The organism is Streptomyces sp. SAS_272, assembly GCF_052543235.1.
The window spans coordinates 22,772-45,520 of sequence record NZ_JBMNDR010000039.1 but is presented as its reverse complement, the minus strand read 5'-3'; the positions used below and the strand labels follow the sequence as shown (position 1 = coordinate 45,520).

Annotated in this window: 20 protein-coding genes; 17 read left to right on the top strand and 3 right to left on the bottom strand. The window is 72.5% G+C overall.

All coding sequences use genetic code 11. The features are described from left to right. Positions 1-56: 56 nt before the first annotated feature. Together ACN6LD_RS22295 and ACN6LD_RS22290 are read right to left on the bottom strand one after the other, a co-directional pair. Positions 57-1,253 carry a TerD family protein gene (locus ACN6LD_RS22295; protein ID WP_445044099.1) on the bottom strand — a complete coding sequence of 399 codons (1,197 nt, stop codon included), beginning with the start codon at positions 1,251-1,253 and terminating at the stop codon, positions 57-59. Positions 1,254-1,404: 151 nt separating this feature from the next. After that, complete coding sequence (locus ACN6LD_RS22290) at positions 1,405-2,214, bottom strand: NAD-dependent epimerase/dehydratase family protein (RefSeq protein ID WP_319188667.1); 810 nt, start codon at positions 2,212-2,214, stop codon at positions 1,405-1,407. A gap of 227 nt (positions 2,215-2,441) precedes the next feature. On the opposite strand from ACN6LD_RS22290, the gene ACN6LD_RS22285 reads away from it, so the two are divergent. After that, positions 2,442-3,386: a 5-dehydro-4-deoxyglucarate dehydratase gene (locus ACN6LD_RS22285; RefSeq protein ID WP_445044084.1), complete on the top strand. Its 945-nt coding sequence runs from the start codon at positions 2,442-2,444 to the stop codon at positions 3,384-3,386. After that, positions 3,383-4,549 carry a hypothetical protein gene (locus ACN6LD_RS22280; RefSeq protein ID WP_445044083.1) on the top strand — a complete coding sequence of 389 codons (1,167 nt, stop codon included), beginning with the start codon at positions 3,383-3,385 and terminating at the stop codon, positions 4,547-4,549. The genes ACN6LD_RS22285 and ACN6LD_RS22280 overlap by 4 nt, the downstream gene beginning before the upstream one ends. Here ACN6LD_RS22280 and ACN6LD_RS22275 read toward each other — a convergent pair. Further along, positions 4,486-5,730 (bottom strand): MFS transporter, encoded by a 1,245-nt coding sequence (locus ACN6LD_RS22275; protein WP_445044082.1) that lies wholly within the window; start codon positions 5,728-5,730, stop codon positions 4,486-4,488. The genes ACN6LD_RS22280 and ACN6LD_RS22275 overlap by 64 nt on opposite strands. Before the next feature lie 156 nt (positions 5,731-5,886). On the opposite strand from ACN6LD_RS22275, the gene ACN6LD_RS22270 reads away from it, so the two are divergent. From ACN6LD_RS22270 to ACN6LD_RS22200, 15 genes are all read left to right on the top strand, one after another. Beyond that, positions 5,887-6,483, top strand: a complete 597-nt coding sequence (locus tag ACN6LD_RS22270) for a TIGR03086 family metal-binding protein (protein ID WP_319188675.1) — start codon at positions 5,887-5,889, stop codon at positions 6,481-6,483. A gap of 74 nt (positions 6,484-6,557) precedes the next feature. Next, the gene (locus ACN6LD_RS22265; protein ID WP_319188677.1) at positions 6,558-7,319 is read left to right on the top strand and encodes an MBL fold metallo-hydrolase; all 762 of its coding nucleotides are present in this window, start codon (positions 6,558-6,560) and stop codon (positions 7,317-7,319) included. A gap of 138 nt (positions 7,320-7,457) precedes the next feature. Next, on the top strand, positions 7,458-8,132 hold the full coding sequence (locus ACN6LD_RS22260) for a GntR family transcriptional regulator (protein WP_319188679.1): 675 nt from the start codon (positions 7,458-7,460) through the stop codon (positions 8,130-8,132). Further along, positions 8,129-9,040: a dihydrodipicolinate synthase family protein gene (locus ACN6LD_RS22255; protein WP_319188681.1), complete on the top strand. Its 912-nt coding sequence runs from the start codon at positions 8,129-8,131 to the stop codon at positions 9,038-9,040. The genes ACN6LD_RS22260 and ACN6LD_RS22255 overlap by 4 nt, the downstream gene beginning before the upstream one ends. After that, positions 9,037-10,758 carry an L-arabinonate dehydratase gene (araD, locus tag ACN6LD_RS22250; protein ID WP_319188683.1) on the top strand — a complete coding sequence of 574 codons (1,722 nt, stop codon included), beginning with the start codon at positions 9,037-9,039 and terminating at the stop codon, positions 10,756-10,758. Before ACN6LD_RS22255 ends, araD begins: the two co-directional genes overlap by 4 nt. Positions 10,759-10,956: 198 nt before the next feature. Next, a complete protein-coding gene (locus tag ACN6LD_RS22245) occupies positions 10,957-11,892 on the top strand; it encodes a carbohydrate ABC transporter permease (protein WP_266726989.1) in 936 nt (311 codons plus the stop codon). Continuing rightward, positions 11,889-12,788 (top strand): carbohydrate ABC transporter permease, encoded by a 900-nt coding sequence (locus ACN6LD_RS22240; protein WP_319188686.1) that lies wholly within the window; start codon positions 11,889-11,891, stop codon positions 12,786-12,788. The genes ACN6LD_RS22245 and ACN6LD_RS22240 overlap by 4 nt, the downstream gene beginning before the upstream one ends. A 193-nt stretch (positions 12,789-12,981) precedes the next feature. Next, positions 12,982-14,142, top strand: coding sequence for a Gfo/Idh/MocA family protein (locus ACN6LD_RS22235; protein ID WP_319188688.1), 1,161 nt, complete (start codon positions 12,982-12,984; stop codon positions 14,140-14,142). Further along, complete coding sequence (locus tag ACN6LD_RS22230; protein ID WP_319188690.1) at positions 14,142-14,996, top strand: DUF6807 domain-containing protein; 855 nt, start codon at positions 14,142-14,144, stop codon at positions 14,994-14,996. Before ACN6LD_RS22235 ends, ACN6LD_RS22230 begins: the two co-directional genes overlap by 1 nt. Continuing rightward, complete coding sequence (locus ACN6LD_RS22225; RefSeq protein WP_445044081.1) at positions 14,993-16,513, top strand: family 43 glycosylhydrolase; 1,521 nt, start codon at positions 14,993-14,995, stop codon at positions 16,511-16,513. Before ACN6LD_RS22230 ends, ACN6LD_RS22225 begins: the two co-directional genes overlap by 4 nt. Before the next feature lie 378 nt (positions 16,514-16,891). After that, the gene (locus tag ACN6LD_RS22220) at positions 16,892-18,229 is read left to right on the top strand and encodes an ABC transporter substrate-binding protein (protein WP_319188694.1); all 1,338 of its coding nucleotides are present in this window, start codon (positions 16,892-16,894) and stop codon (positions 18,227-18,229) included. A gap of 93 nt (positions 18,230-18,322) precedes the next feature. After that, positions 18,323-19,120, top strand: a complete 798-nt coding sequence (locus ACN6LD_RS22215) for a rhamnogalacturonan acetylesterase (RefSeq protein WP_319188696.1) — start codon at positions 18,323-18,325, stop codon at positions 19,118-19,120. A gap of 57 nt (positions 19,121-19,177) precedes the next feature. Then, entirely contained in the window at positions 19,178-20,503 is a 1,326-nt protein-coding gene (locus tag ACN6LD_RS22210) for a pectate lyase family protein (protein WP_319188698.1), read from the top strand. 88 nt (positions 20,504-20,591) lie between these two features. Next, the gene (locus ACN6LD_RS22205) at positions 20,592-21,707 is read left to right on the top strand and encodes a pectinesterase family protein (RefSeq protein WP_319188699.1); all 1,116 of its coding nucleotides are present in this window, start codon (positions 20,592-20,594) and stop codon (positions 21,705-21,707) included. 4 nt (positions 21,708-21,711) lie between these two features. Continuing rightward, positions 21,712-22,743, top strand: coding sequence for a pectinesterase family protein (locus ACN6LD_RS22200; RefSeq protein WP_445044098.1), 1,032 nt, complete (start codon positions 21,712-21,714; stop codon positions 22,741-22,743). The last annotated feature ends 6 nt before the right edge of the window (positions 22,744-22,749 follow it).

Genomic DNA, 22,749 nt, shown 5'->3' with positions numbered 1-22,749 from the left:
GGCGCCCCCGTGGTGGCGGGCGCCCCGGGCCGGACGACTGCGCGACGACCCCCGGATCAGAGGGACTCGGCGCCCGGCTTGACCATGTTGCGCACGGTCCGCGCCTTCACGAAGGTGCCGATCGCCGTCATCTCCCACTCGCCGGAGTACTGCCGGATCAGCTTGGCCATCAGCACGCCGGTCTGCGCTTCGGCGCCGGTGAGGTCGAACCGGGCGAGCTCCTCGCCGCTGGAGGCGTCCAGCAGACGGCAGTAGGCCTTGGCGACCTCGGTGAACTTCTGCCCGGAGAACGAGTTCACCGTGAACACCAGCCCGCTGACCTCCTGGGGCAGCCGGCCGAGGTCGACGACGATCACCTCGTCGTCGCCGCCGCCCTCACCGGTGAGGTTGTCGCCGGAGTGCTTGATCGCGCCGTTGACGATGGAGAGCTTGCCGAAGTAGCAGCTGTCGATGTGGTTGCGCTGCGGGCCGTAGGCGATGACCGAGGCGTCCAGGTCGATGTCCTTGCCGCGGAACGCGGGCTCCCAGCCGAGGCCCATCTTGACCTGCGAGAGCAGCGGGCGGCCGCCCTTGACGAGGGACACCGTCTGGTTCTTCTGGAGGCTGACGCGCCCCTTGTCCAGGTTGATCTTCCCGGCGCCGGGCGCGGGCGGGGGCGGCGCCTGCGGCATCGGCGGGGCCGCGGGAGCCGCGGGAGCCGCGGGGGCGGCGGGCGTCATGGCGGGAGCCGGCGGCGCCTGCGCGGCGGCCGGGGCCGCCGGCTCCTCCACCGTCACACCGAAGTCGGTCGCGATCCCGGCGAGGCCGTCGGCGTATCCCTGACCGACCGCGCGGGCCTTCCAGGCGCCGTTGCGCAGGTAGATCTCGACGACCACCAGCGCCGTCTCGGTGCCGAGCCGCGGGGGAGTGAAGGTGGCCAGGACGCCGCCGTCGTCCGCGTTGCGGATCGTGGCGGTCGGCTCGACGCCCTGGAACGTCTGCCCCGCGGCGTCCGGGCTGGCGGTGACCACGATCTTCTCGATGCCCGGCGGGACGGCGGCGGTGTCGACCACGATGGCGTCGGGGGAGGCGCCGCCGCCCGAGCGGTAGGTCACCCCCGGGCCGGCGGGCTGGTTGTAGAAGATGAAGTCGTCGTCGGAGCGCACCTTGCCGTCGGCGGTGAGCAGCAGGCCCGAAACGTCGAGCCGCACCGGGGCGGCGACGTCCACCGTCACGCGCGCGGTGGGGAGAGGGATGTTCGAGCCGGGGGTCATAGCTGTCATACCCGGTGAACGACCGAGCCCACTTTGCCGTTCCCTTACCTGAGCACTCCTCCCGCAGCCGCCCCACGACGCCGCTGGAACGTCCGCTCGCGGCCTGGCGGCCTGGCGGCCTGGCGGCCTCGCGGCCTCGCGGCCTCTTCCGTCAGTACGGCCAGATCGGCGGGTCGCTGACGAAATGGCCGCCGAGGTGGGCGTGCGCGATGTTCTCCGGGTCCAGCTCGCCCTGCTCGGCGATCAGCTTCTCGGCGTACGGCTCGGAGTCGTCCTGCGGCTCGTAGCCGAGCGCCCGCGCCGTGCCGAGGTCCCACCACAGCCGGGTGTTGGCCGAGGATCCGTGGACGATGGTGTGGCCGACGTTCTCGGCGGTCAGGGCCGCGTGGAAGAGGCGGGCGCCGTCGGCCGGGCTCATCCACACCGACAGCATGCGCACGCTCGTCGGTTCGGCGAAGCAGGAGCCGATGCGCACCGACACGCTCTCCAGGCCGTGCTTGTCCCAGTAGAGCTGGGCGAGGTCCTCGCCGAAGGACTTGGACAGGCCGTAGAAGGTGTCCGGGCGGTGCGGGGTGTCGACGGGGATCAGGGGGTCGTCCCCTTGGGGGCGCGGTGTGAAGCCGACGGCGTGGTTGGAGGAGGCGAAGACGATCCGCTGCACGCCTTCCTCGCGGGCGGCCTCGTACAGGTGGTACGTGCCCTCGATGTTCGCCTTGAGGATCTTCTCGAAGGGGGCTTCCAGGGAGATGCCCGCGAGGTGGATGATCGCGTCGACGCCTCGCACGGCCTCGCGTACCGCGTCCCTGTCGGCCAGGTCGGCGACGATCGAGTCGGGCTCGCCGTCGACCGGACGCAGATCGAGCAGGCGCAGACGGTAGCCGTAGGCGGGCAGCAGGTCCCGCATCAGGGTGCCGAGGCCGCCGGCGGCGCCGGTGAGCAGGACGGTGCGGGGAGCGGGCATCCTCGGGTCTCCTTGGCGTCTACGGCCGCATGTGTGGACAGTATTCACATGCGTGGACACGCTAAGGATCTCCCGTGCCCCGCGTCAAGTGTGCCTCGGACCAGGCCGTTCCGCCCTTGCGGCGACAGCGCCGGGCTTGACCGGGCAGGAAAGGGCTTCATAGGCTGAGCGTGTTCATGAATGTGGACATCGATCAGAAGAACGCACGTGTCGCCTCAGGGAGTTCCGTGACGCCAGCCCCGCTCGCCGCCCGCCTCCGCGTCGTCGGCGGACCGCTGTTCTTCCCCGTCACCGCGTACGGCCCCGACGGCTCGCTCGACCTCGACGTCTACCGCGCGCACGTCCGCCGGGGCGTCGAGGCCGGCGCCGCCGCCGTCTTCGCGTGCTGCGGCACCGGCGAGTTCCACGCGCTGACGCCGGAGGAGTTCGAGGCCGCGGTGCGGGCGGCCGTCGACGAGACGGCCGGCCGGGCGCCGGTCGTCGCGGGCGTCGGCTACGGGACCGCGCTCGCCGTGCGCTACGCCCGCCGGGCGCGGGCGGCCGGCGCGGACGGCCTGCTGGCGCTGCCGCCCTACCTCGTCGTGGCGGCCCAGGAGGGCCTGCTGCGCCACTACCGCGAGGTGGCGGCGGCGACCGACCTCCCGGTGATCGTCTATCAGCGCGACAACGCCGTCTTCACCCCGACGACCGTCGTCGAACTCGCCCGCACCGAGGGGATCGTCGGCCTCAAGGACGGCCTCGGCGACCTCGACCTCATGCAGCGGATCATCAGCGCCGTGCGCACCGAGGCACCCGGCGACTTCCTCTACTTCAACGGCCTGCCGACCGCCGAGCAGACCCAGCTCGCCTACCGCTCCCTGGGAATCGACCTCTACTCTTCGGCCGTGTTCTGCTTCGCGCCCGAGATCGCCCTGGCCTTCCACCGGGCGCTTGCCGACGGTGACGACCGCACGGTCCACCGCCTGCTGGACGGGTTCTACCGGCCCTTCGTCGAACTGCGCGCCCGGGGCCGCGGGTACGCCGTCTCCCTGGTCAAGGCCGGAGTGCGGCTGCGCGGCCTCGAGGTCGGGGAGGTCCGCCCGCCGCTGCACGAGCCGGGCGAGGACCACGTCAAACAGCTCGCCCAGGTGATCGAGCGCGGCTACGCGCTGCTGGAGGAGGAAACCGCGTGAAGGCGTCTGCATTCGTCTATCCCTGGGACGTCGTCGGCGACCCCGGGGCGCCGGACCTGATCGCCGGGCTCGGCGTGGAGCAGGTGACCCTCGCCGCCGCCTACCACTCCACCCGCGCCCTCACCCCGCGCCACCCGCGGCACCGCGTCGTGACCGCCGAGCACGCGGCGGTGCTGTACCCGGCCGGCGACCGGTGGGCGGGCCGCGCCCTGCGCCCCTACCCGGCCGGCGACTGGGCCCCCGGCGACGCCTTCGCAGACGCCGCCCGGGCGCTCGCGGGCGCCGGCCTCGACGTCCACTCCTGGGTGGTGCTGGCGCACAACTCCCGCCTGGGCGCCGAGCATCCGGACACCTCGGTCGTCAACGCCTACGGCGACCGCTACCCCTGGGCGCCCTGCATCGCCCAGCCCGACACGCGCGCGTACCTCGTCGACCTCGCCGCCGAGGCGGCCGTCCGCCCCGGCGCGAGCGGCGTCGAACTGGAGTCCCTCGGCTGGTACGGCCTCCAGCATCTGCACGCCCACGACAAGACCGGCGGCGTCGGACTCGGGGACGCGGGCCAGTACCTGATGGCGCTCTGCTTCTGTCCCGCCTGCCGGGCCGGCTACGGCGAGCAGGGCCTGGACGCCGACGCGCTCGCCGCCGCCGTACGGGACGCGCTGGAGCCGCTGTGGCGCGGGGAAGCGGACGACGCGCAGGGCTGGGCGGGCGTCGAGAAGCTGCTGGGGGAGGAGACGGCGGCGGCCACGCGCGCGTGGCGCGACGACAGGGCCCGCACCCTCCAGGAGGCGGCGGTGAGCGCGGTGCGGGCGGCGGCGCCCGACGGCTTCCAGGTACTGCTGCACGCCGACCCCGTGACCCACCACGTCGGCGCCAACGCGGGCGTCGACCCGGAGCACATACTGTCCGTGGCGGACGGCGTGGTCGTGCCCTGCGCCGGCGGGCCCGGGCTGCTGACGCCGTTCGCCGGGCACCGGCGCGAGGGCACGGTCCTCGCCGCCAACCTCGGGGTCGTCTCCGGCATGGGCGGCAGTCCGGGCACGCTCGCGGCCGACGCGGCGCGGGCGAAGGAGCTCGGCGCGACGGAGATCCGGCTGTATCACGCGGGACTGGCGTCGGACGGGGACCTGGCGTCCGTGCGCGAGGCGCTGGCCGCCCGCTGAGCGCCGCCGCGGAACAGCGGCACGACGGTCACCAGCCGCACCAGCCCGAGGGCGACCAGCAGCGGCTGATACGGCAGCAGTTCCACCAGGGCGGCGCCCAGCGCGAGGCCGAGCGCGTTCGGCGCGTACATCAGGGTGCCGGCCGTGGCGGCGACCCGGCCCAGCAGCGCGTCGGGGGTCTCCCGCTGGACGGCCGTCAGCGCGGCGATCAGCATGCACGGCAGCCCCGCCCCGATCGCCGCGGCGCACACCAGGGCCACCGGGTCCGACGGCACCGCCCGCACCGCGACCGCGACGGCCGTCAGGGCGATCCCGCACGCGGCGAACCGGCGTTCCCCGAAACGCCGCAACGCGGGCCCCGACAGCAGGCCCACCGCGGCCGACCCGGCCCCCTGCACGGCGTAGAGCGCGCCGGCGTAAGCGGGCGGGTGGCCGAGACCCTCGACCACGGCGTAGAGCAGCGCGCCGTTGAGGCCCGCGCACAGCATCGTCGTACCGCCCGCGACCACCAGGGGGCGCAGCAACGGGTGGCCCCACAGGAAGCGGACACCCTCGGCCGTCCCGCCCCGCGGGCCGCGCCCGCCCGTTCGCGGGTGTGCCTGGTGGACCCGCACGCACGCGTAGAGCCCGGCCGCGCACACGAAACTGGCCGCGTCGAGCAGGGCCACGGCGGGACCGCCGTAGGCGGCGTAGATCCCCGCCCCCGCCAGCGGGGCCACCAGTTTCATGCCCTCCGTCGTCGTGGTGCGCAGCCCGTTGAAGTCGCCGAGCAGTCCCACGGGGACGACGGCGGCGACGAGCGCGGACTCGGCCGCGTCGGCCACGACGGCGGCGGCCCCGTATCCGAGGAGCACCGCGAACAGCAGCCACAGCCGGCCGGGGGAGCCGACGACGAGGAGCACCGGCAGCAGGGCCGCAGGGCCCAGGTTGACGGCGAGGAGCAGCGGCCGCCGGCGGACCCGGTCGGCGAGCGCGCCCAGCAGCGGGCCGGCCAGGGTCGGCGCCCACAGCGCCAGCACGGACAGCGCAGCCAGCCCGTTCGAGCCGGTGAGGTCCTTGACCCACACGCCGGCCGCCAGCCACAGCGCGGAGGTCCCGAAACCGGAGACCACGGACGCCGTCAGAAAGATCGCCGCGCCGCGGTCCCGCAGGACGCGCACAACGGACCAGTTCTTCGTCATGCCTGGTCATCGTGGGCCTAAGGCCCCCGGCGACGCATCGGGCAGGTGCCCTATCCGCGCCCCGCCCCGCGACCTCCGGCGACCGGTCGACCACGACGCGCCGCGAAGACACGCGCCGCGCCGATGAGTTCTCGCGACGCCGCGGGTCCACCCCGTATGACCGACACGACCATGCCCTTCGACCTCGGCCCCCAGGCCGCCGTGGTGGCGCGCCTCGCGGAGGCCGTCCGCGACGACCAACTCGACGACGGCACGCCTTGTCCCGGCTGCGCCGTCCGGAACCTGCTGGGGCACCTGACCGGCCTCGCCGTGGCCTTCCGCGACGCCGCCCGCAAGGACCTGGGCCCCACCACCGACACCCCGCCCGACGCCGCCGCACCCGACGTCGGCCCCGGTTGGCGCGAGGAGCTCGCCAAGGCGCTCGACGCCCTCGCCGAGGCCTGGCGCGACCCCGCCGCGTGGACCGGCACGACCCGAGCCGGCGGCGTGGACCTGCCCGGCGCGGTCGCGGCCGCCGTCGCCGCCGACGAGCTGGTGATCCACGGCTGGGACCTGGCCCGGGCCACCGGCCAGGCGTACGACCCCGACCCCGCGGCGCTGGCGGCGGCGCACGCCTTCCTCGCCGGCGCGGCCGACCCCGCCACCGGCAACGGGATCTTCGGGCCCGTCGTCCCCGTCGCCGACGACGCGCCCCTGCTCGACCGGGCGCTGGGACTCAGCGGACGCGATCCGGGAGGGCCGCGCCGGCCGTAGACGCGGGCATGAGGTTGCCGTAGACGGACGTAGTCGGGCGGCGTCGGACGAGGGCGAAACGTACGCTCGCGACCATGCCCCTCAGCCTGACCGTCCTCGGGACCGCCTCTCCGCACCCGGCTCCGGGCCGCCCCTGCTCCGGCTACCTGCTGCGCGGAGCGGGGGCGGAGGTGTGGGTGGACGCCGGGCCGGGCACGTTCGCCGAGTTGCAGCGGCACACCGATCCCGAGCGGCTCACGGCGATCTGGATCTCCCATCTGCACGCCGACCACAGCGCCGATCTCCTCGCCGCCGCCTATGCGTTCGCCTACGGGGGGATGACCCCGCCGGCCCCGATCCCGGTGTATGCGCCGCTCGACTGCGCCCGGCGTGTCGCGGGCTTCCTCGGCCGGTCGGACGTGCGGTTCCTCAGCGACTTCCTCGACTTCAGGGCCCTGTTCGACGGGCACACCGTGCGCCACTGGAACCTGCGCCTCACCTCGCGCGCGATGGCTCACGACACCGAGGCGTACGGACTGCGCGTCGAGTGCCAGGGGAGCGTCCTCGCGTACTCCGGGGACACCGGCCCGTGCGCGGCGCTCACCGAACTCGCCTTTGGCGCGGACCTGTTCCTGTGCGAGGCGGACGTCGACGGCCATCGCGAAGGCGAACAGGACGAGCAGGTCCATCTCACCCCGGAGGACGCCGGGGACGCGGCCCGCAAGGCGGGGGTGCGCGAGCTGTACATCACCCATGTGGGTCCCACGCTGACCCGCAAGGCGGCGACCGACCGGGCGGCCGTCGCCTTCGGCGGTCCGGCCCGCACCGCGCGCGAGGGCGAGACCATCCCCCTCTGAGTCCTTCCCTTGCGGCACTTCTTTGTCAGAAGCATTGACGAAACACAGAGGCGCTTCTACCTTCAACGCGTCGTACTTCGTACGTCATATATGAGACGCGATACGCGAGATCAGATACGCGACATCCGAGAGGCGCGCATGACCTCTGTGCCCACGCCGATCCCGTCCCGCACGCAGTACGTGCTGGAGGAGATCAAACGCCGCATCCTCACCGGGCGCCTGACGCCTGGTCAGGCCCTGGTCGAAACCGAGCTCGCCGCGCAGTTCGGGGTCTCCAAGACCCCGGTGCGCGAGGCCCTCAAGACCCTGGCCGGCACCGGACTGGTCGTCATGAGCCAGTACAAGGGCGTCACGGTGCGCATGGTGGACGCGGACATGGCGCGCGAGGTGTACGACGTCCGCCTGCTCCTCGAACCCGAGGCGCTCAAGCGGGCCGTGCGCCGGGGCGCCTCCCTGGACGCCGCGCGCTCCGCGCTGAGCAAGGCGGACGAGGCGACCGACACCGCCGAACGGTCCCTCGCCAACCGGGAGTTCCACCGCGCCCTCTACCTGCCGTGCGGGAACCCGCTGCTCGGCCGGATGCTCGACGAGGTCCGCGACCAGGCCGCCCTGGTCTCCGCGGTCGCCTGGGCCGCCTCGCCCTCCTGGGAGCGGGAGGCCGGCGAGCACCGCGAGATCCTCCGGCTCGCCCTGGCCGGCGACGCGGACGGCGCGGCCCGCGCCCTGCACGCCCACATCGCGTCCTTCGTGCAACGGGCGTTCCCCGAGACCGCCGAGACGGACCAGTCACCCGAACAGGAAGGCCGGGAATGAGCAGCGTGGCGTTCGAGACCCAGCGTGCGGCCCTGGCCGACGTGGTGGCCATCCCGGTGACCCCGTTCGCCGAGGACGGCTCCGTCGACCGGGCCGCCCACCGGGCTCTGGTGCGCAGGCTGCTCGACGGCGGCATCACCACCCTCACCCCGAACGGCAACACCGGCGAGTTCTACGCCCTCGCCCCCGAGGAGCGCCGGCTGGTCCTCGAACTGACCGCCGACGAGGCGGACGGACGGGCCGTGATCCTGGCCGGCGTCGGCCATGACGTGCCGACCGCCGTGGCCACCGCCCGGCACGCCCGTGAACTGGGCGCGCAGATGGTGATGGTCCACCAGCCGGTGCACCCCTACGTCTCGCAGAGCGGCTGGGTCGACTACCACCGGGAGATCGCGCAGGCGGTGCCGGAGCTGGGCGTCGTCCCCTACATCCGCAACGCGCAGCTGCACGGCGAACGCCTCGCCGAACTCGCCGACGCCTGCCCGAACGTCGTCGGCGTCAAGTACGCCGTGCCGGACGCCTCCCGGTTCGCCGCCTTCGCCCGGGACGCGGGCCTGGAACGGTTCGTCTGGGTCGCCGGACTCGCCGAGCCGTACGCTCCCTCCTACTTCTCCGCCGGCGCCACCGGCTTCACCTCCGGACTGGTGAACGTCGCCCCGGCCGTCTCGCTGAACATGATCGAGGCGCTCCGATCGGGCGACTACCCGGCCGCGATGAAGGTGTGGGAGCAGATCAGACGGTTCGAGGAACTGCGGGCCGCGGGCGGCTCCGCCAACAACGTCACGGTCGTCAAGGAGGCCCTCGCCTCCCTGGGCCTGTGCCGCCGTGAGGTCCGTCCGCCGAGCAGGACGCTGCCCGAGGACGAGCGCGCCGAGGTGGCCGCCATCGCCGCCGGGTGGTCCATATGAAGGCGCCCGAGGAACTGCGCAGCCACCAGTGGTACGGGACCGACGGTCTGCGGTCCTTCAGCCACCGCGCCCGCACCCGCCAGCTCGGCTACCTCCCCGAGGAGCACCTCGGCAAGCCGGTCATCGCGATCCTCAACACCTGGTCCGACATCAACCCCTGCCACGTGCACCTGCGCGACCGCGCACAGGCCGTGAAGCGCGGGGTGTGGCAGGCGGGCGGCTTCCCCCTCGAGTTCCCGGTCTCCACCCTCTCCGAGACCTTCCAGAAGCCGACCCCGATGCTCTACCGCAACCTGCTCGCGATGGAGACCGAGGAGCTGCTGAGGTCCTACCCGGTGGACGGGGCGGTGCTGATGGGCGGCTGCGACAAGTCCACGCCCGCCCTGCTCATGGGGGCGGCCTCGGTCGACCTGCCGACCGCCTTCGTGCCCGCGGGACCCATGCTCCCGGGGCACTGGCGCAACGAGGTCCTCGGCTCCGGCACCGACATGTGGAAGTACTGGGACGACAAGCGGGCCGGTCTCATCGGCGACTGTGAGATGACCGAGCTGGAGAGCGGTCTGGCCCGCTCGCCCGGCCACTGCATGACGATGGGCACGGCGTCCACGCTGACCGCCGCGGCCGAGGCGCTGGGCGTCACGGTGCCGGGCGCGTCGAGCATCCCGGCCGTCGACTCCGGGCACGACCGGATGGCGGCCATGACAGGGCTGCGCATCGTCGAACTGGTCCACAGCGACCGCAGGCTGAGCGACATCCTCACCGCGGAGGCCTTCGAGGACGCGGTGACGACCGTCCTCGGGCTCGGCGGCTCCACCAACGCCGTCATCCATCTCATCGCGATGGCCGGTCGCGCGGGAGTCCGGCTCACCCTCGACGACTTCGACCGCATCGCCCGCACGGTGCCGGTGCTCGCCGACGTGAGGCCCGGCGGCCGGAAGTACCTCATGGAGGACTTCCACTTCGCCGGCGGCCTGCCCGGCTTCCTCTCCCGCATCACCGACCTGCTGCACCTGGACCGGCCGACGGTCTCCCACGACACCCTGCGCGAGCAGCTGGCCGGCGCGCAGGTGCACAACGACGACGTCATCCGGCTCCGGAACGACCCCGTGGCAGCCGAGGGCGGAGTCGCCGTGCTGCGCGGCAACCTCTGCCCGGACGGCGCGGTCATCAAGCACATCGCCGCCGAGGAGCACCTGCTCAAGCACACGGGTCCGGCCGTGGTCTTCGACGACTACCGGACCATGCAGCGGACGATCAACGACCCCTCCCTCGGCATCACCGCCGACAGCGTGCTCGTGCTGCGCAACTCCGGACCCAAGGGCGGCCCCGGCATGCCCGAGTACGGCATGCTGCCCATCCCCGACCACCTGCTGAAGCAGGGCGTGCGGGACATGGTGCGGATCTCCGACGCCCGGATGAGCGGCACCAGTTACGGCGCGTGCGTGCTGCACGTCGCGCCCGAGTCGTACGTCGGCGGCCCGCTGGCCCTGGTCCGCAGCGGGGACCCGATCACCCTCGACGTCGAGGCGCGCACCCTCCATCTCCATGTGGACGACGCGGAGCTGGCGCGGCGAAGGGCCGACTGGACGCCGCCGCCCACCCGTGACGAGCGCGGTTACGGAGCGCTCTACAACGAGCAGATCACGCAGGCCGACACCGGCTGCGACTTCGAGTTCCTCGCCCGTCCGGGCCGGGTCGCCGACCCGTACGCAGGCTGAACCACCGCACCACGGATCACCGCACCACGGGACGACCGCACGCACCACGGGATCACCGCCCCACCGCACCACGCGACATCAGCAGGACGAGGCACACGCCTGCACAGGGAGAAAGCGCTTCCCGAAGGTCGCTCCTCGCACCTCGCACCTGGTACGTCGCACGACGTACGTACGACGCACCGAGAACGGAGAACAGTGATGGCCCAAGCCGCAGCCGTGGCGAAACGGCCCGCGCCGCCCCGGCGGCGCCGTGCCTCCGCCACGCCCCGCAGGCTGCCGTACCTGCTGATCGCGCCGGCGGCCCTGCTGATGCTGGGCTTCATCGCCTACCCGGTCGTCAGCGTCTTCTACTACAGCCTGCAGAACTACAACCCCACCAAACCGTGGCGCAACGGCTTCGCGGGCTTCGACAACTTCGTCCACGCCTTCACCGACGACCCGCAGTTCTGGGACACGCTGACCTTCAGCGCCCAGTGGGTCTTCGTCGAGGTCGGGCTGCAGCTGCTGTTCGGTCTGGCGCTGGCGCTGATCGTCAACCAGACCTTCGTGGGACGCTCGCTCGGCCGCGCGCTGGTCTTCTCCCCGTGGGCCGTCTCCGGCGTGCTGACCTCCGCGATCTGGGTGCTGCTCTACAACTCCCAGACGGGCATCACCCGTTACCTCGCGGACATGGGGATCGGCGAGTACGGCACCAGCTGGCTGTCGGACACCTCCACCGTCTTCTCGGCGGCGATCGTCGCCGACCTGTGGCGCGGCGTCCCCTTCTTCGCGATCCTCATCCTCGCCGACCTGCAGTCCGTGTCGAAGGACCTGTACGAGGCCGCCGAGGTCGACGGCGCCGGCAGGATCAAGCAGTTCTGGCACATCACCCTGCCCCACCTGAAGGACGCCATCGTCCTGTCCACGCTGCTGCGCGCGGTGTGGGAGTTCAACAACGTCGACCTGCTCTACACGCTCACCGGCGGCGGCCCGGCGGGGGAGACCACCACCCTCCCGCTCTACATCGCCAACACCAGCGTCGACGCCCACAACTTCGGCTACGCGTCCGCGCTCACCACGGTCGCGTTCGTGATCCTGCTCTTCTGCTCGATGGTCTATCTGCGGCTCAGCAAGTTCGGAGGAGGCGACAAGTGATCACCAAGGAGGCCCCCGAGGTCGTGCCCGCCCAGGTGCGCGAGCCCGCCGCACCCGACCACCGCCCGTCCCGGCGCAAGCGTGCGTGGGACGAGGCCCCCCGCTGGCAGATCTACCTCCCGCTGGGGATCTATCTCGTCTTCACCCTGGTCCCCTTCTACTGGATCCTGCTCTTCGCGCTCCGCCCGGCCGGCTCCACCTCGCTGGTGCCCTGGCCGATGACCTTCGACCACTTCGAGAAGGTCTGGAACGAGCGTGACTTCGCCGTCTACTTCCAGAACAGCCTGCTCACCGGTGTGGCCACGCTGCTGCTGACCACCGGCGTGGCACTGGCCGGCGGATACGCCCTCGCGCGCTTCGACTTCAAGATCAAGCGCGGTTTCATGCTCGCCCTGCTGTGCACCCAGTTCGTGCCCGGCGCGCTGCTGCTCGTCCCGCTCTTCCAGATCTTCGCCGAGCTGAAGTTGATCAACTCGCTGGGCAGCGTCATCATCGCCGAGACGGTCTTCCAGCTGCCCCTGTCGATCATTCTGATCAGCGGCTTCATCCGGAACGTGCCCTACTCCCTGGAGGAGGCGGCCTGGGTCGACGGCTGCAACCGGCTCACCGCCTTCCGGATCGTCGTCCTGCCGCTGCTGCGGCCCGGGCTGATCGCCGTCGGCTCCTTCGCCTTCGTGCACGCCTGGAACCACTTCCTGTTCGCCCTGATGTTCCTCTCCGACCAGACCAAGCAGACGATCCCCGTCGGCCTCAACACCCTGATGAGCGCGGACAGCGTCGACCTGGGCGCGCTGGCGGCGGGCGGCATCATCGCCGCCGTCCCCGTGGTGATCGTCTTCGCCTTCATCCAGAAGTGGCTGATCACCGGGTTCAGCGCAGGGGCGGTGAAGGGATGAGGAGCCGCCGGGCCGTCACGTCCGGGGGGAGCCGGCCCGCTCGCCTGCCCGCGATCCACGGGGCCTGCGACGGCGGCGGCGAGCGCCGTCCCACGGCGGACGTCGGACGGACGCCTACCCTGCACCCAAAGATCGACGGCGCCGCGGGAGCCGACCGCACGGTGGCACGCGGCGCGGGCGCAGGGAGGACTTCATGAGCACCGCTGTACCGATCGTCCTGGCGGGCGCGCGCGGCCACGGCCGCTGGCACCTGGACAACATCCGCAGGCTCCAGGACAAGGGCATCGTCCGTCTCGCGGGCGTCTGCGAACTGACCCCGCTGACCCCGGCCGAGATCCCCGAGGGCCTCGGCGCGCCCGAGCAGTCCGCGGACTTCGGCGCGCTGCTCGACTCCACCGGAGCCCGGATCGCCGTGGTGTGCACCCCGATCCCGACCCATGCCGACCTCGCGCTGACCGCGGCCCGCAAGGGTGTGCACCTGCTGCTGGAGAAGCCGCCGGCGCCGTCGTACGCGGAGTTCCGCCGGATGGCCGACGGGATCGCCGGGGCCGGCGTGGCCTGCCAGGTCGGCTTCCAGTCGCTGGGCTCGCACGCCGTGCCCGCGATCCGCGCACTGATCCGCGACGGTGTGATCGGCGAGATCACGGGGGTCGGCGGCGCCGGCGCCTGGGCCCGTGCCGAGTCCTACTTCCGGCGTGCCCCCTGGGCGGGCAGGCGGCGGCTGAACGGCGTCGACGTCATCGACGGGGCCCTCACCAACCCCCTCGCGCACGCCGTCGCCACCGCCCTCGCGCTGGCCGGAGCGACCCGCGCCGAGGACGTCGACGGCATCGAGACCGAGCTGGCGCACGCGAACGCCATCGAGTCCGACGACACCTCCTGCGTCCGCGTCACCACGGCCGACGGCCTGCAGATCGTCGTCGCGGCCACGCTGTGCGCCGAGGACCCCGACGACCCGTACGTCGTCGTGCACGGCAGCCGCGGCCGGATCACCTACTGGTACAAGCAGGACCGCGTCCTGCTCCAGCGGGCCGGCCACGGCCCGGAGGAGTTCGAGTACGGCAGCACCGACCTGCTGGAGAACCTGGTCGAGCATCTCGCCGACGGGACGGAACTGCTGGTCCCGCCCGCCGTCACCGAGTCGTTCATGCGGGTCGTCGAGGCGATCCGGGTCGCGCCCGACCCGGTGCAGCTGCCCGACGACGCCTGGCGTCTGCTGCCCGCCGAGGACCGACGCGTCGTCCCCGGCGTCGAAGGCCTCGTCGCGGCCGCCGCCGACACCCTCGCCCTCTACTCCGAACTGGGCGCCCCCTGGGCGTTCACGACCGCGCATCCGAAAGAGGTGAGCCCCTGATGACCGCACAGGCACCCGACTCACCGGTCGTCCTGCGTGTCGCCGGCCGCCCGGTCGGCCGCTATGTCACGCGGCCCGAGCTGCCCGCCAGGCTCTCCCCGCGCCCCTATCTGCACCCCGTCACCACCTTGGCCGGCGCCACGGTCACCGAGCTCTGCCCCGCCGACCACCTCCATCACCTCGGCGTCGGTGTAGCCGTACCCGACGTCGAGGGGCACAACTTCTGGGGCGGCCGCACCTACGTCCGCGACCGGGGCCCGACCGAGCTGGACGACCACGGCGCGCAGCGGCACGCGTCCTTCCAGCTGCGCGACCCCGACGGCTTCGTGGAGGAGCTGCGCTGGGTGGCGTCGGGCACGGAACTGCTGCGCGAGCGGCGGACGGTCGCGGCGACCGAACTGACCTCCTCCGCCTGGGCGCTGGACTTCACCTTCTCCCTCACCAACGTCTCGGGCGCCCCGCTGTCCATCGGCAGCCCGGCGACGAACGGACGTCCCGGCGCGGCCTACGGCGGCTTCTTCTGGCGGGCCCGCAAGGAGGACCGGGCCCCCGACGTCTTCACCGCGGCCACGGAGGGCGAGGCGTCCGTGCACGGCTCCCGCGCCGACTGGATCGCGCTGGCCGGCGCGGGCTGGACGCTCGTCTTCGCGGGCGCCACCGACGCCACCCGCCGCGACCCCTGGTTCGTCCGCACCGCCGAGTACCCGGGCGTCGGCTCCTCGCTGGCCTGCGCGGAACGGTTGCCCGTCCCGCCGGGGGAGACGGTCGTGCGCCGGATCGTCACCGTCGTCGCCGACGGCCGTCCGGGCCGGGACGAGGCCGCGGCTCTGGTCCGCAAGGCGGTCAGCCAGTGACGGGGGAGAGGGAGGGGACGTACACGAACCCGGTCCTGAACGCCGACTGGTCCGACCCGGACGTCGTGCGCGTCGGCGACGACTTCTACCTCACCGCCTCCACCTTCGGCCGGGCGCCCGGGCTGCCGCTGCTGCACTCGCGCGACCTGGTGAACTGGACGCTGGTCGGCCACGCCCTGGAACGCCTGGAGCCGGCCGGCGACTTCAGGGCGCCGCGGCACGACTGCGGGGTGTGGGCGCCCTCGTTACGGCACCACGACGACCGTTTCTGGATCTTCTGGGGCGACCCCGACCAGGGTGTGTTCCAGGTCAACGCGCCCGGTGTCCGCGGGCCTTGGACCCGTCCGCACCTGGTCAAGGCGGGCAAGGGCCTGATCGACCCGTGTCCCCTGTGGGACGAGGAGAGCGGCGAGGCGTATCTGGTGCACGCCTGGGCGAAGTCCCGCGCGGGCGTCAAGAACCGGCTCACCGGCCACCGTATGCACCCCGACGGGACGTCCCTCCTCGACGAGGGGAAGGTGATCGTCGACGGCGACGGCATCCCCGGGTGGTTCACCCTCGAAGGCCCGAAGCTCTACCGGCACGACGGCTGGTTCTGGATCCTCGCCCCGGCCGGAGGCGTGGAGACCGGCTGGCAGGGCGCCTTCCGGTCGCGGGACTTCTTCGGCCCGTACGAGGAGCGGATCGTCCTGGAGCAGAAGGACACCGAGGTCAACGGCCCGCACCAGGGCGGCTGGGTGCGCACCCCGTCCGGCGAGGACTGGTTCGTGCACTTCCAGCAGCGCGGTGCGTACGGCCGGGTCGTCCACCTCCAGCCGATGCGCTGGGACGGTGCGGGAGGCTGGCCGGTGATCGGCGACGAGGGCGCGCCCGTCCTGACGCACCGGCGGCCCGCTCTGCCCGCGCAGCCGCCCGCGGCGCCCGCCGTCGACGACGACTTCCCCGGCGGCCGTCCGGGCCGCCAGTGGTCGTGGACGGCCAACCCCCAGGACGGCTGGGCCCCCCGGCACTCGGCCGACGGACTGCGGCTGACCTGCGTGCGGACACCGGACGCGCATGATCTGCGGACCCTGCCCAACGTCCTCACCCAGCGGCTGCCCGGTGTCCCCTGCGCCGTCGAGGTGGAGCTGCGGCTGCACAGCGAGGAACCGGGAGCACGCGCGGGACTCACGGTCCTCGGCGACGCGTTCGGCTGGATCGGGCTCCAGCGGGACGCCGACGGCACGGTCCGGCTCGTCCACCGGTTCGCCGAGCCGGCCGCAGGGAGAGAACGGGACGCGTCCCGTCCACGGCTCGCCCCGGACGGGCGGGCACGGCTGCGGATCGAGATCGGCGCGGGCGCGCGCTGCCGTTTCGCGTACGACGTCGGCGACGGCCCGTGTCCCTCGGGTCCCGTCTTCGCGGCCACCCCCTGGCGCTGGGTGGGGGCCCTGCTCGGCCTCTTCGCCGTCGCGCCGGTCGGCACCGGGCACGCCGGTGCGGCCACGTTCAGCGAGTTCCGCATCAGACCGCTCTGACCCACTTCCGCCGTAAGCCTGTTGGGAGCCGCAATGACGCACTTCCCTAGCAAGCGCTTGCCAGGACCGGCCGCGGACCTGGCGGCCGTCGCCGCTGCGCCGGAAACCGCCTCCGTTGCGCGGGAATCCGCCTCCGCTGCGCCGGGAACCGCCTCCGTGCCGGGAGCCGCGGCGGCGGAGGCCCCGCAGATCGGTGACGCGGTCACGCTCGAGTTCCCCGGCGACCAGGACGCGTCGACGACCGACAGCCCCGAGCCGACGACGCCGGGCCGGGTGTGTGCGGCTGTGCGCCGCGGCGCCGCAGCACCCACCGCACCACCCACCGACCCCCCACAACTTCATATCTCCGCAGGGATCCAGAAGAAGAGAGCCGACCACATGACAAGCAGCATCCGCAGAAGCAGGCGCGCCGCCCTGGCCCTCGCCGTGGGAACCGTGCTCGCGCTGACCGCCACCGCCTGCGGCGACGACGGCAGCGGCGCGGCGGGAGACAAGGGAGGCGACGGCTCCGGTAAAGGGGAGATCACCTTCTGGGACAACAACGGCGGTCCCCGCACCGACGTCTGGAAGGAGATCATCGCCGACTTCGAGAAGGCGAACCCGGACATCAAGGTGAAGTACGTCGGTGTGCCCTCCGACAGCGTCCAGTCCAAGTACGACACCGCCATCCAGGGCGGTGGACTGCCCGACGTCGGAGGGGTGGGCACCGCGATGCTCGCCGAGGTGGCGGCGCAGGGCGCCCTCGAACCGCTCGACGGCCGTCTGGAGAAGAGCGGGCTCGGCGGCAAGCTCAACGCGAAGTTCCTGGACAGCGTCAAGGCCGCCGGCGTCGACGGCAAGACGTATTCCGTGCCGACCTCCGCCAACAACGGCACCCTCTGGTACCGCACGGACCTGTTCCAGAAGGCGGGCCTGGACGCGCCGACCACCTGGTCGAAGTTCTACGCGGCCGCCGACAAGCTGACCGACAAGGACAAGAACGCCTTCGGTTACACCATTCGCGGCGGTTCCGGCTCGATCTCCCCGGCCCTCGACGCGACCTACGGGCAGAGCGGGATCACCGAGTTCTGGAGCGGTGACAAGACCACCGTCAACGACCCGAAGAACGTGGCCGCGCTGGAGAGGTACGTCGGCCTGTACAAGAAGGACACCCCGGCCGCCGACGTCAACAACGACTTCACCAAGATGGTCGCCCAGTGGGACTCCGGCACCATCGGCATGCTGAGCCACAACCTGGGCTCCTACGGCGACCACCAGAAGGCGCTGGCCGGCAAGTTCAAGGGCGTCCCCGCCCCGACGCAGGACGACGGCACCCGGGTGCAGGTCTCCAACCCGGTGGACGGGCTGGGCCTGTTCAAGACGAGCAAGAACAAGACCGCCGCCTGGAAGTTCATCGAGTTCGCAGCCTCGCACGAGTCCAACAGCAAGTGGAACAAGAAGGCGGGACAGGTGCCGGCCAACCTCGAGGCGGCGCAGGACAGTTGGGTCCAGGGGTCCGAGCCCACGAAGCTGGCCGCCGAGGCGCTGACGGGCACCACCACGAAGATCGTGCAGCTGCCCTACTACCTGCCCGACTGGAACACCATCTCGAAGGCGGACAACGAGCCGAACTTCCAGAAGCTGCTGCTCGGCAAGATGACCGCGAAGCAGTTCCTGGACACGCTTGCCGACCAGCTGAACACCGCCCAGGCCGACTGGAAGAAGAACCACAAGTAACCGCTCGGGCGACTGTCGTCGCGGGGGGACCGCCGGCCCGTCCCGGCCGGTCGCGCGGTTCCCCCGTCTCCCACCCGTGAAAGGTGCACGTTGGTGTCCCTCACCCGCAGACAGGTCACCGCCGCGGCGCTCGCCGCCGTTCCGCTCGGCGCCATGGCCGCCGCTCCCGCTCACGCCGGCGCCCGCCGGCCCCGCACGCTCTACATCGCCGGCGACTCCACCGCCGCCCAGAAGTACTCCGACGCCGCACCCGAGACCGGGTGGGGCATGGCACTGCCCTTCTTCCTGCACACCGGACTGCCCGTCGCCAACCACGCGGTGAACGGCCGCAGTTCCAAGAGCTTCATCGACGAGGGCAGGCTCGACGCCGTCCTCGCGGCGATCCGGCCGGGGGACCTGCTGCTCGTCCAGTTCGCGCACAACGACGAGAAGACGACCGACCCCACCCGCTACACCGAGCCCTGGACGACGTACCAGGACTGCCTGCGGCAGTACCTCGCCGGCGCCCGGGCGAAGGGGGCCAGGCCGGTCCTCGTCACGCCCGTGGAGCGGCGCCGGTTCGACGCCGCGGGCACGGCCCTGCCGACGCACGGGGAGTACCCCGCCGCCATGCGCGCGCTCGCCGCGCAGGAGCGGGTCGCAACTCTCGACGTCCAGGCGCTGTCGCTGGCGCTCTGGCAGCAGCTGGGCGTCGAGGAGACGAAGACGTACTTCAACTGGACCGCGACCGAGCAGGACAACACGCACTTCAACCCGCCGGGCGCGATCGCCGTGGCGCGGCTCGTCGTACGGGAGCTGCTGCGCACGAGGGTGCTGGCCCCGTGCGACGTGGTCCGGCTGAACGAGCAGATCCCCGCGTCCTGGATCACCTGGCCCGACCCGCTGACGTAGTAGTCCCTCCCCGCGGGCGTGGCCCGCCCCGCGACATGACAGAAGGAGAACCGCACAGTGCGTACACAGAGATGTCATGGACCTGCCATTACTGCCCTGGTGGGCTGCACCGCGCTGGCGCTGGCGCTGTCCGTGACCGGCACGGCTTCCGCCCAGGCGCGGCCCGCCGCCCGCGACCTCGGCCGGCAGGTGCTGCCCGCGAACGACGGCTGGGCCTCGTACGGCACCGGCACGACGGGCGGCTCGGCCGCCGACGCCGCCCACGTCCACACCGTCACCACCTGGGCCGAGTTCAAGGCCGCCCTCGCCGCCGGGGGCGACACGCCGAAGATCATCAAGGTGAAGGGCGTCATCGACGCCGTCGCCGAGGGCTGCGACGCCTTCGCCGCGCCCGGCTACGACTTCGACGCCTATCTCGCGAAGTACTCGCCCGAGGCCTGGGGGCTGGACACCGACCTCGCCGCCGAACCCGACGGCAGTCCCGAGGGGCTGCGGCGGGTGTCCGCCGCCAACCAGGACAAGGCCATCAAGGCGAACGTCCCCTCCAACACCACCATCGTCGGCATCGGCCGGGGCGCCGGGTTCAAGGGCGTCAGCCTGCAGATCAAGGCCGTCGACAACGTGATCCTGCGCAACCTCTCCTTCGAGTCGCCCATCGACTGCTTCCCCCAGTGGGACCCGACCGACGGCGACAAGGGCAACTGGAACTCCGAGTACGACACCGCCGTGGTCTACGGCGCCACGCACGTCTGGCTCGACCACAACACGTTCACCGACGGCACACACCCCGACAGCGCCGCCCCGACCTACTTCGGCATGCTCTACCAGCAGCACGACGGCGAACTCGACATCGTGCGCGGCGCCGACTACGTCACCGCCTCCTGGAACGTCTTCAGCGACCACGACAAGACGATCCTCATCGGCAACAGCGACAGCGAGTCCACCGCCGCCGGCGACCGGGGGCACCTGCGCACCACCTTCCACCACAACCTGTTCGCGAACCTGGTCGAACGCGCGCCCCGCGTCCGCTTCGGGCAGGTCGACTCCTACAACAACCACTTCGTCGCGAACGGCGACTACTCCTACAGCTTCGGCATCGGCAAGGAGTCCAAGCTCGTCGCCGAGCACAACGCGTTCACCCTGCCGCAGGGGGTCAGCGCCGCCAAGGTGCTCAAGCGGTGGAACGTCTCGCCGCTGACCGCCGCCGACAACTACGTCAACGGTGTGCAGACCGACCTGATCGCCGTGCACAACGCCCAGATTCCCGCCGAGACCCTCGAGTCCGGCGCCGGCTGGACGCCCACCCTGCGCACCAGGGTCGACCCGGCGAAGGCCGTCCCCCGCATCGTCGACTGCGGCGCGGGCGCGGGACGCCTCGGCTGACCTCGCACCACCGTCCGACGGCCGGGGCGGCGACGCCCTTCGTCGCCCCGGCCACCCCCGCCGAGCCGCACCGTCAAGGAGCTCCCGCATGCACCCCGTTTCGAGAAGGCGGTTCCTCGCCGCGAGCGCGGGAACGGCCGGCGCCCTCGCCCTGGCCGCCCCGTCCGCCCGGGCCCTCGCGGGCGGCAGCCGCCCGTTCGGCCGCCACGGATCCCCGGCCGACCGCCGCACCCCGCAGACCCTCTACGTCGACCCGCTCGGCCGCGGCGACTTCACGACCGTGCGGGACGCCGTCGCCGCCGCCGCGGGCAGCGGCTGGACCCTCGTCCTCGCCCCCGGCGTCTACCGGGAGACCGTGGTCCTCGACGCCACCCGCACCGAGGCCACCTGGATCGGCGCCTGCGAGGACCCCCGGGACGTCGTGATCGTCCACGACAACGCGGCCGGCACCCCCAAGCCCGGCGGCGGCACCCACGGCACCACCGGCTCGGCCACCACCACCCTGCAGGCCGCCGGCTTCACCGCCCACCGGATCACCTTCGCCAACGACTGGCTGCGCGCCGACCACCCCGACGTCACCGGCACCCAGGCCGTCGCCGTCAAGGTCCAGGGCGACCGCTCCGCCTTCCACCACTGCCGCTTCCTCGGGCACCAGGACACCCTGTACGCCGACTCGATGTCCCTGACCGCCTTCGCCCGGCAGTACTACGCGCACTGCTACGTGGAGGGAGACGTCGACTTCGTCTTCGGCCGCGCGACCGCCGTCCACGAGCAGTGCCACTTCCGCACCCTGAACCGCACCGACCTGTCCGCGGCGCCCTACGGCTTCGTCTTCGCGCCCTCCACCGCGGGCGCCAACCCGCTCGGCCAGCTGGTCGTCCGGAGCCGGATCAGCAGCGAGGCCCCCGACGCCTTCTACAAACTGGCCCGCCCCTGGGTGCCCAGCTCCGACACCACCGCCCGCCCGATGCTCACCGTCCGCGACACCCGGATGGACGCCGGCATCGACGCGGCCGCGCCCTACACGAACATGTCGGCCGCCTTCCCCTGGCAGAACCAGCGGTTCGCCGAGTTCCGCAACACCGGGCCGGGAGCACGGATCACCGTCCCCGAGAACCGCCCGCAGCTCACCCGCGACCAGGCCCGGTCCGCGACCCGCGAGGCCTACCTCGGCGACTGGGAGCCCTGGAAGGGGGCGTGCTGAGATGCTGCCCCGACGCACACTCCTCGCCGCCGCCACCGGCGCCGCCCTGCTCGCCGGGGCGCCCGCGGCCCACGCGCACTCCCGCCGCGTCCTGCACGTCCGCCCCGGCGACAGCCTCCAGGCGGCCGTGGACGCGGTCGACGGCCCCGGCTGGACGATCGTCGTCCACCCGGGAACGTACCGGGAGGTCGTCGTCGTCCCGGCGGACACGGCGGAACTGACCCTGCGCGGCGCGAGCCGCGACCCGCGCGCGACCGTGGTGGTGTACGACAACGCGGCCGGCACGCCCAGGCCGGACGGTTCGGGCGCCTACGGCACCGCGGGCTCCGCCACCTTCACCTCCGCCGCACCCGGACTCACCGTGCGCGACCTCACCTTCGCCAACGACTGGCTGCGCGCCGACCACCCGGAGATCACCGGCACCCAGGCGGTGGCCGCCTACGTCACCGGCGACCGCACGCACTTCGAGAACGTCCGCCTCCTCGCCCACCAGGACACCCTCTTCGCGGACACCACCGCACTCGACGCCTTCGACCGGCAGTACTTCCACCGCTGCCACATCGAGGGCGACGTCGACTTCGTCTTCGGGCGGGCCCGGGCCGTCTTCGACGGCTGCCGCTTCCACACCCTGCGGCGGGACGTGGCCTTCACCCCCAAGGGCATGGTCTTCGCACCGGCCACCGCCCGGGCCGACCCCTACGGCTTCCTCGCCCTGCGCAGCAGGATCACCTCCGACGCGGAGGACGCCGCGTACAAGATCGCGCGGCCCTGGGTGCCGTCCTACGAGACGACCGCCTGGCCCTCGCTGGTCGTCCGGGACACCTGGATCGGCCCCGGCATCGACGCGGTGACGCCGTACGTCAACATGCGCGAGGCCTACCCGTGGCAGACCATGCGCTTTCGCGAGTACGCCAACTGCGGTCCGGGAGCGGCGACACCGGTCCCGGAGAACCGGCCGCAGCTGACCGCGGCGGAGGCGGCCCTGCACACCCCGCGGACGTATCTGGGGGACTGGAGGCCCTACGAGCGCCGGTGACGCCGG

Coding starts and splice junctions, on each gene's coding strand:
- araD (WP_319188683.1), top strand. CDS start 9,037: ATGAAGGCGCCCGAGGAACTGCGCAGCCACCAGTGGTACGGGACCGAC.
- ACN6LD_RS22235 (WP_319188688.1), top strand. CDS start 12,982: ATGAGCACCGCTGTACCGATCGTCCTGGCGGGCGCGCGCGGCCACGGC.
- ACN6LD_RS22295 (WP_445044099.1), bottom strand. CDS start 1,253: ATGACCCCCGGCTCGAACATCCCTCTCCCCACCGCGCGCGTGACGGTG.
- ACN6LD_RS22265 (WP_319188677.1), top strand. CDS start 6,558: ATGCCCCTCAGCCTGACCGTCCTCGGGACCGCCTCTCCGCACCCGGCT.
- ACN6LD_RS22270 (WP_319188675.1), top strand. CDS start 5,887: ATGACCGACACGACCATGCCCTTCGACCTCGGCCCCCAGGCCGCCGTG.
- ACN6LD_RS22220 (WP_319188694.1), top strand. CDS start 16,892: ATGACAAGCAGCATCCGCAGAAGCAGGCGCGCCGCCCTGGCCCTCGCC.
- ACN6LD_RS22260 (WP_319188679.1), top strand. CDS start 7,458: ATGACCTCTGTGCCCACGCCGATCCCGTCCCGCACGCAGTACGTGCTG.
- ACN6LD_RS22245 (WP_266726989.1), top strand. CDS start 10,957: ATGGCCCAAGCCGCAGCCGTGGCGAAACGGCCCGCGCCGCCCCGGCGG.
- ACN6LD_RS22255 (WP_319188681.1), top strand. CDS start 8,129: ATGAGCAGCGTGGCGTTCGAGACCCAGCGTGCGGCCCTGGCCGACGTG.
- ACN6LD_RS22230 (WP_319188690.1), top strand. CDS start 14,142: ATGACCGCACAGGCACCCGACTCACCGGTCGTCCTGCGTGTCGCCGGC.
- ACN6LD_RS22290 (WP_319188667.1), bottom strand. CDS start 2,214: ATGCCCGCTCCCCGCACCGTCCTGCTCACCGGCGCCGCCGGCGGCCTC.
- ACN6LD_RS22275 (WP_445044082.1), bottom strand. CDS start 5,730: ATGACGAAGAACTGGTCCGTTGTGCGCGTCCTGCGGGACCGCGGCGCG.
- ACN6LD_RS22205 (WP_319188699.1), top strand. CDS start 20,592: ATGCACCCCGTTTCGAGAAGGCGGTTCCTCGCCGCGAGCGCGGGAACG.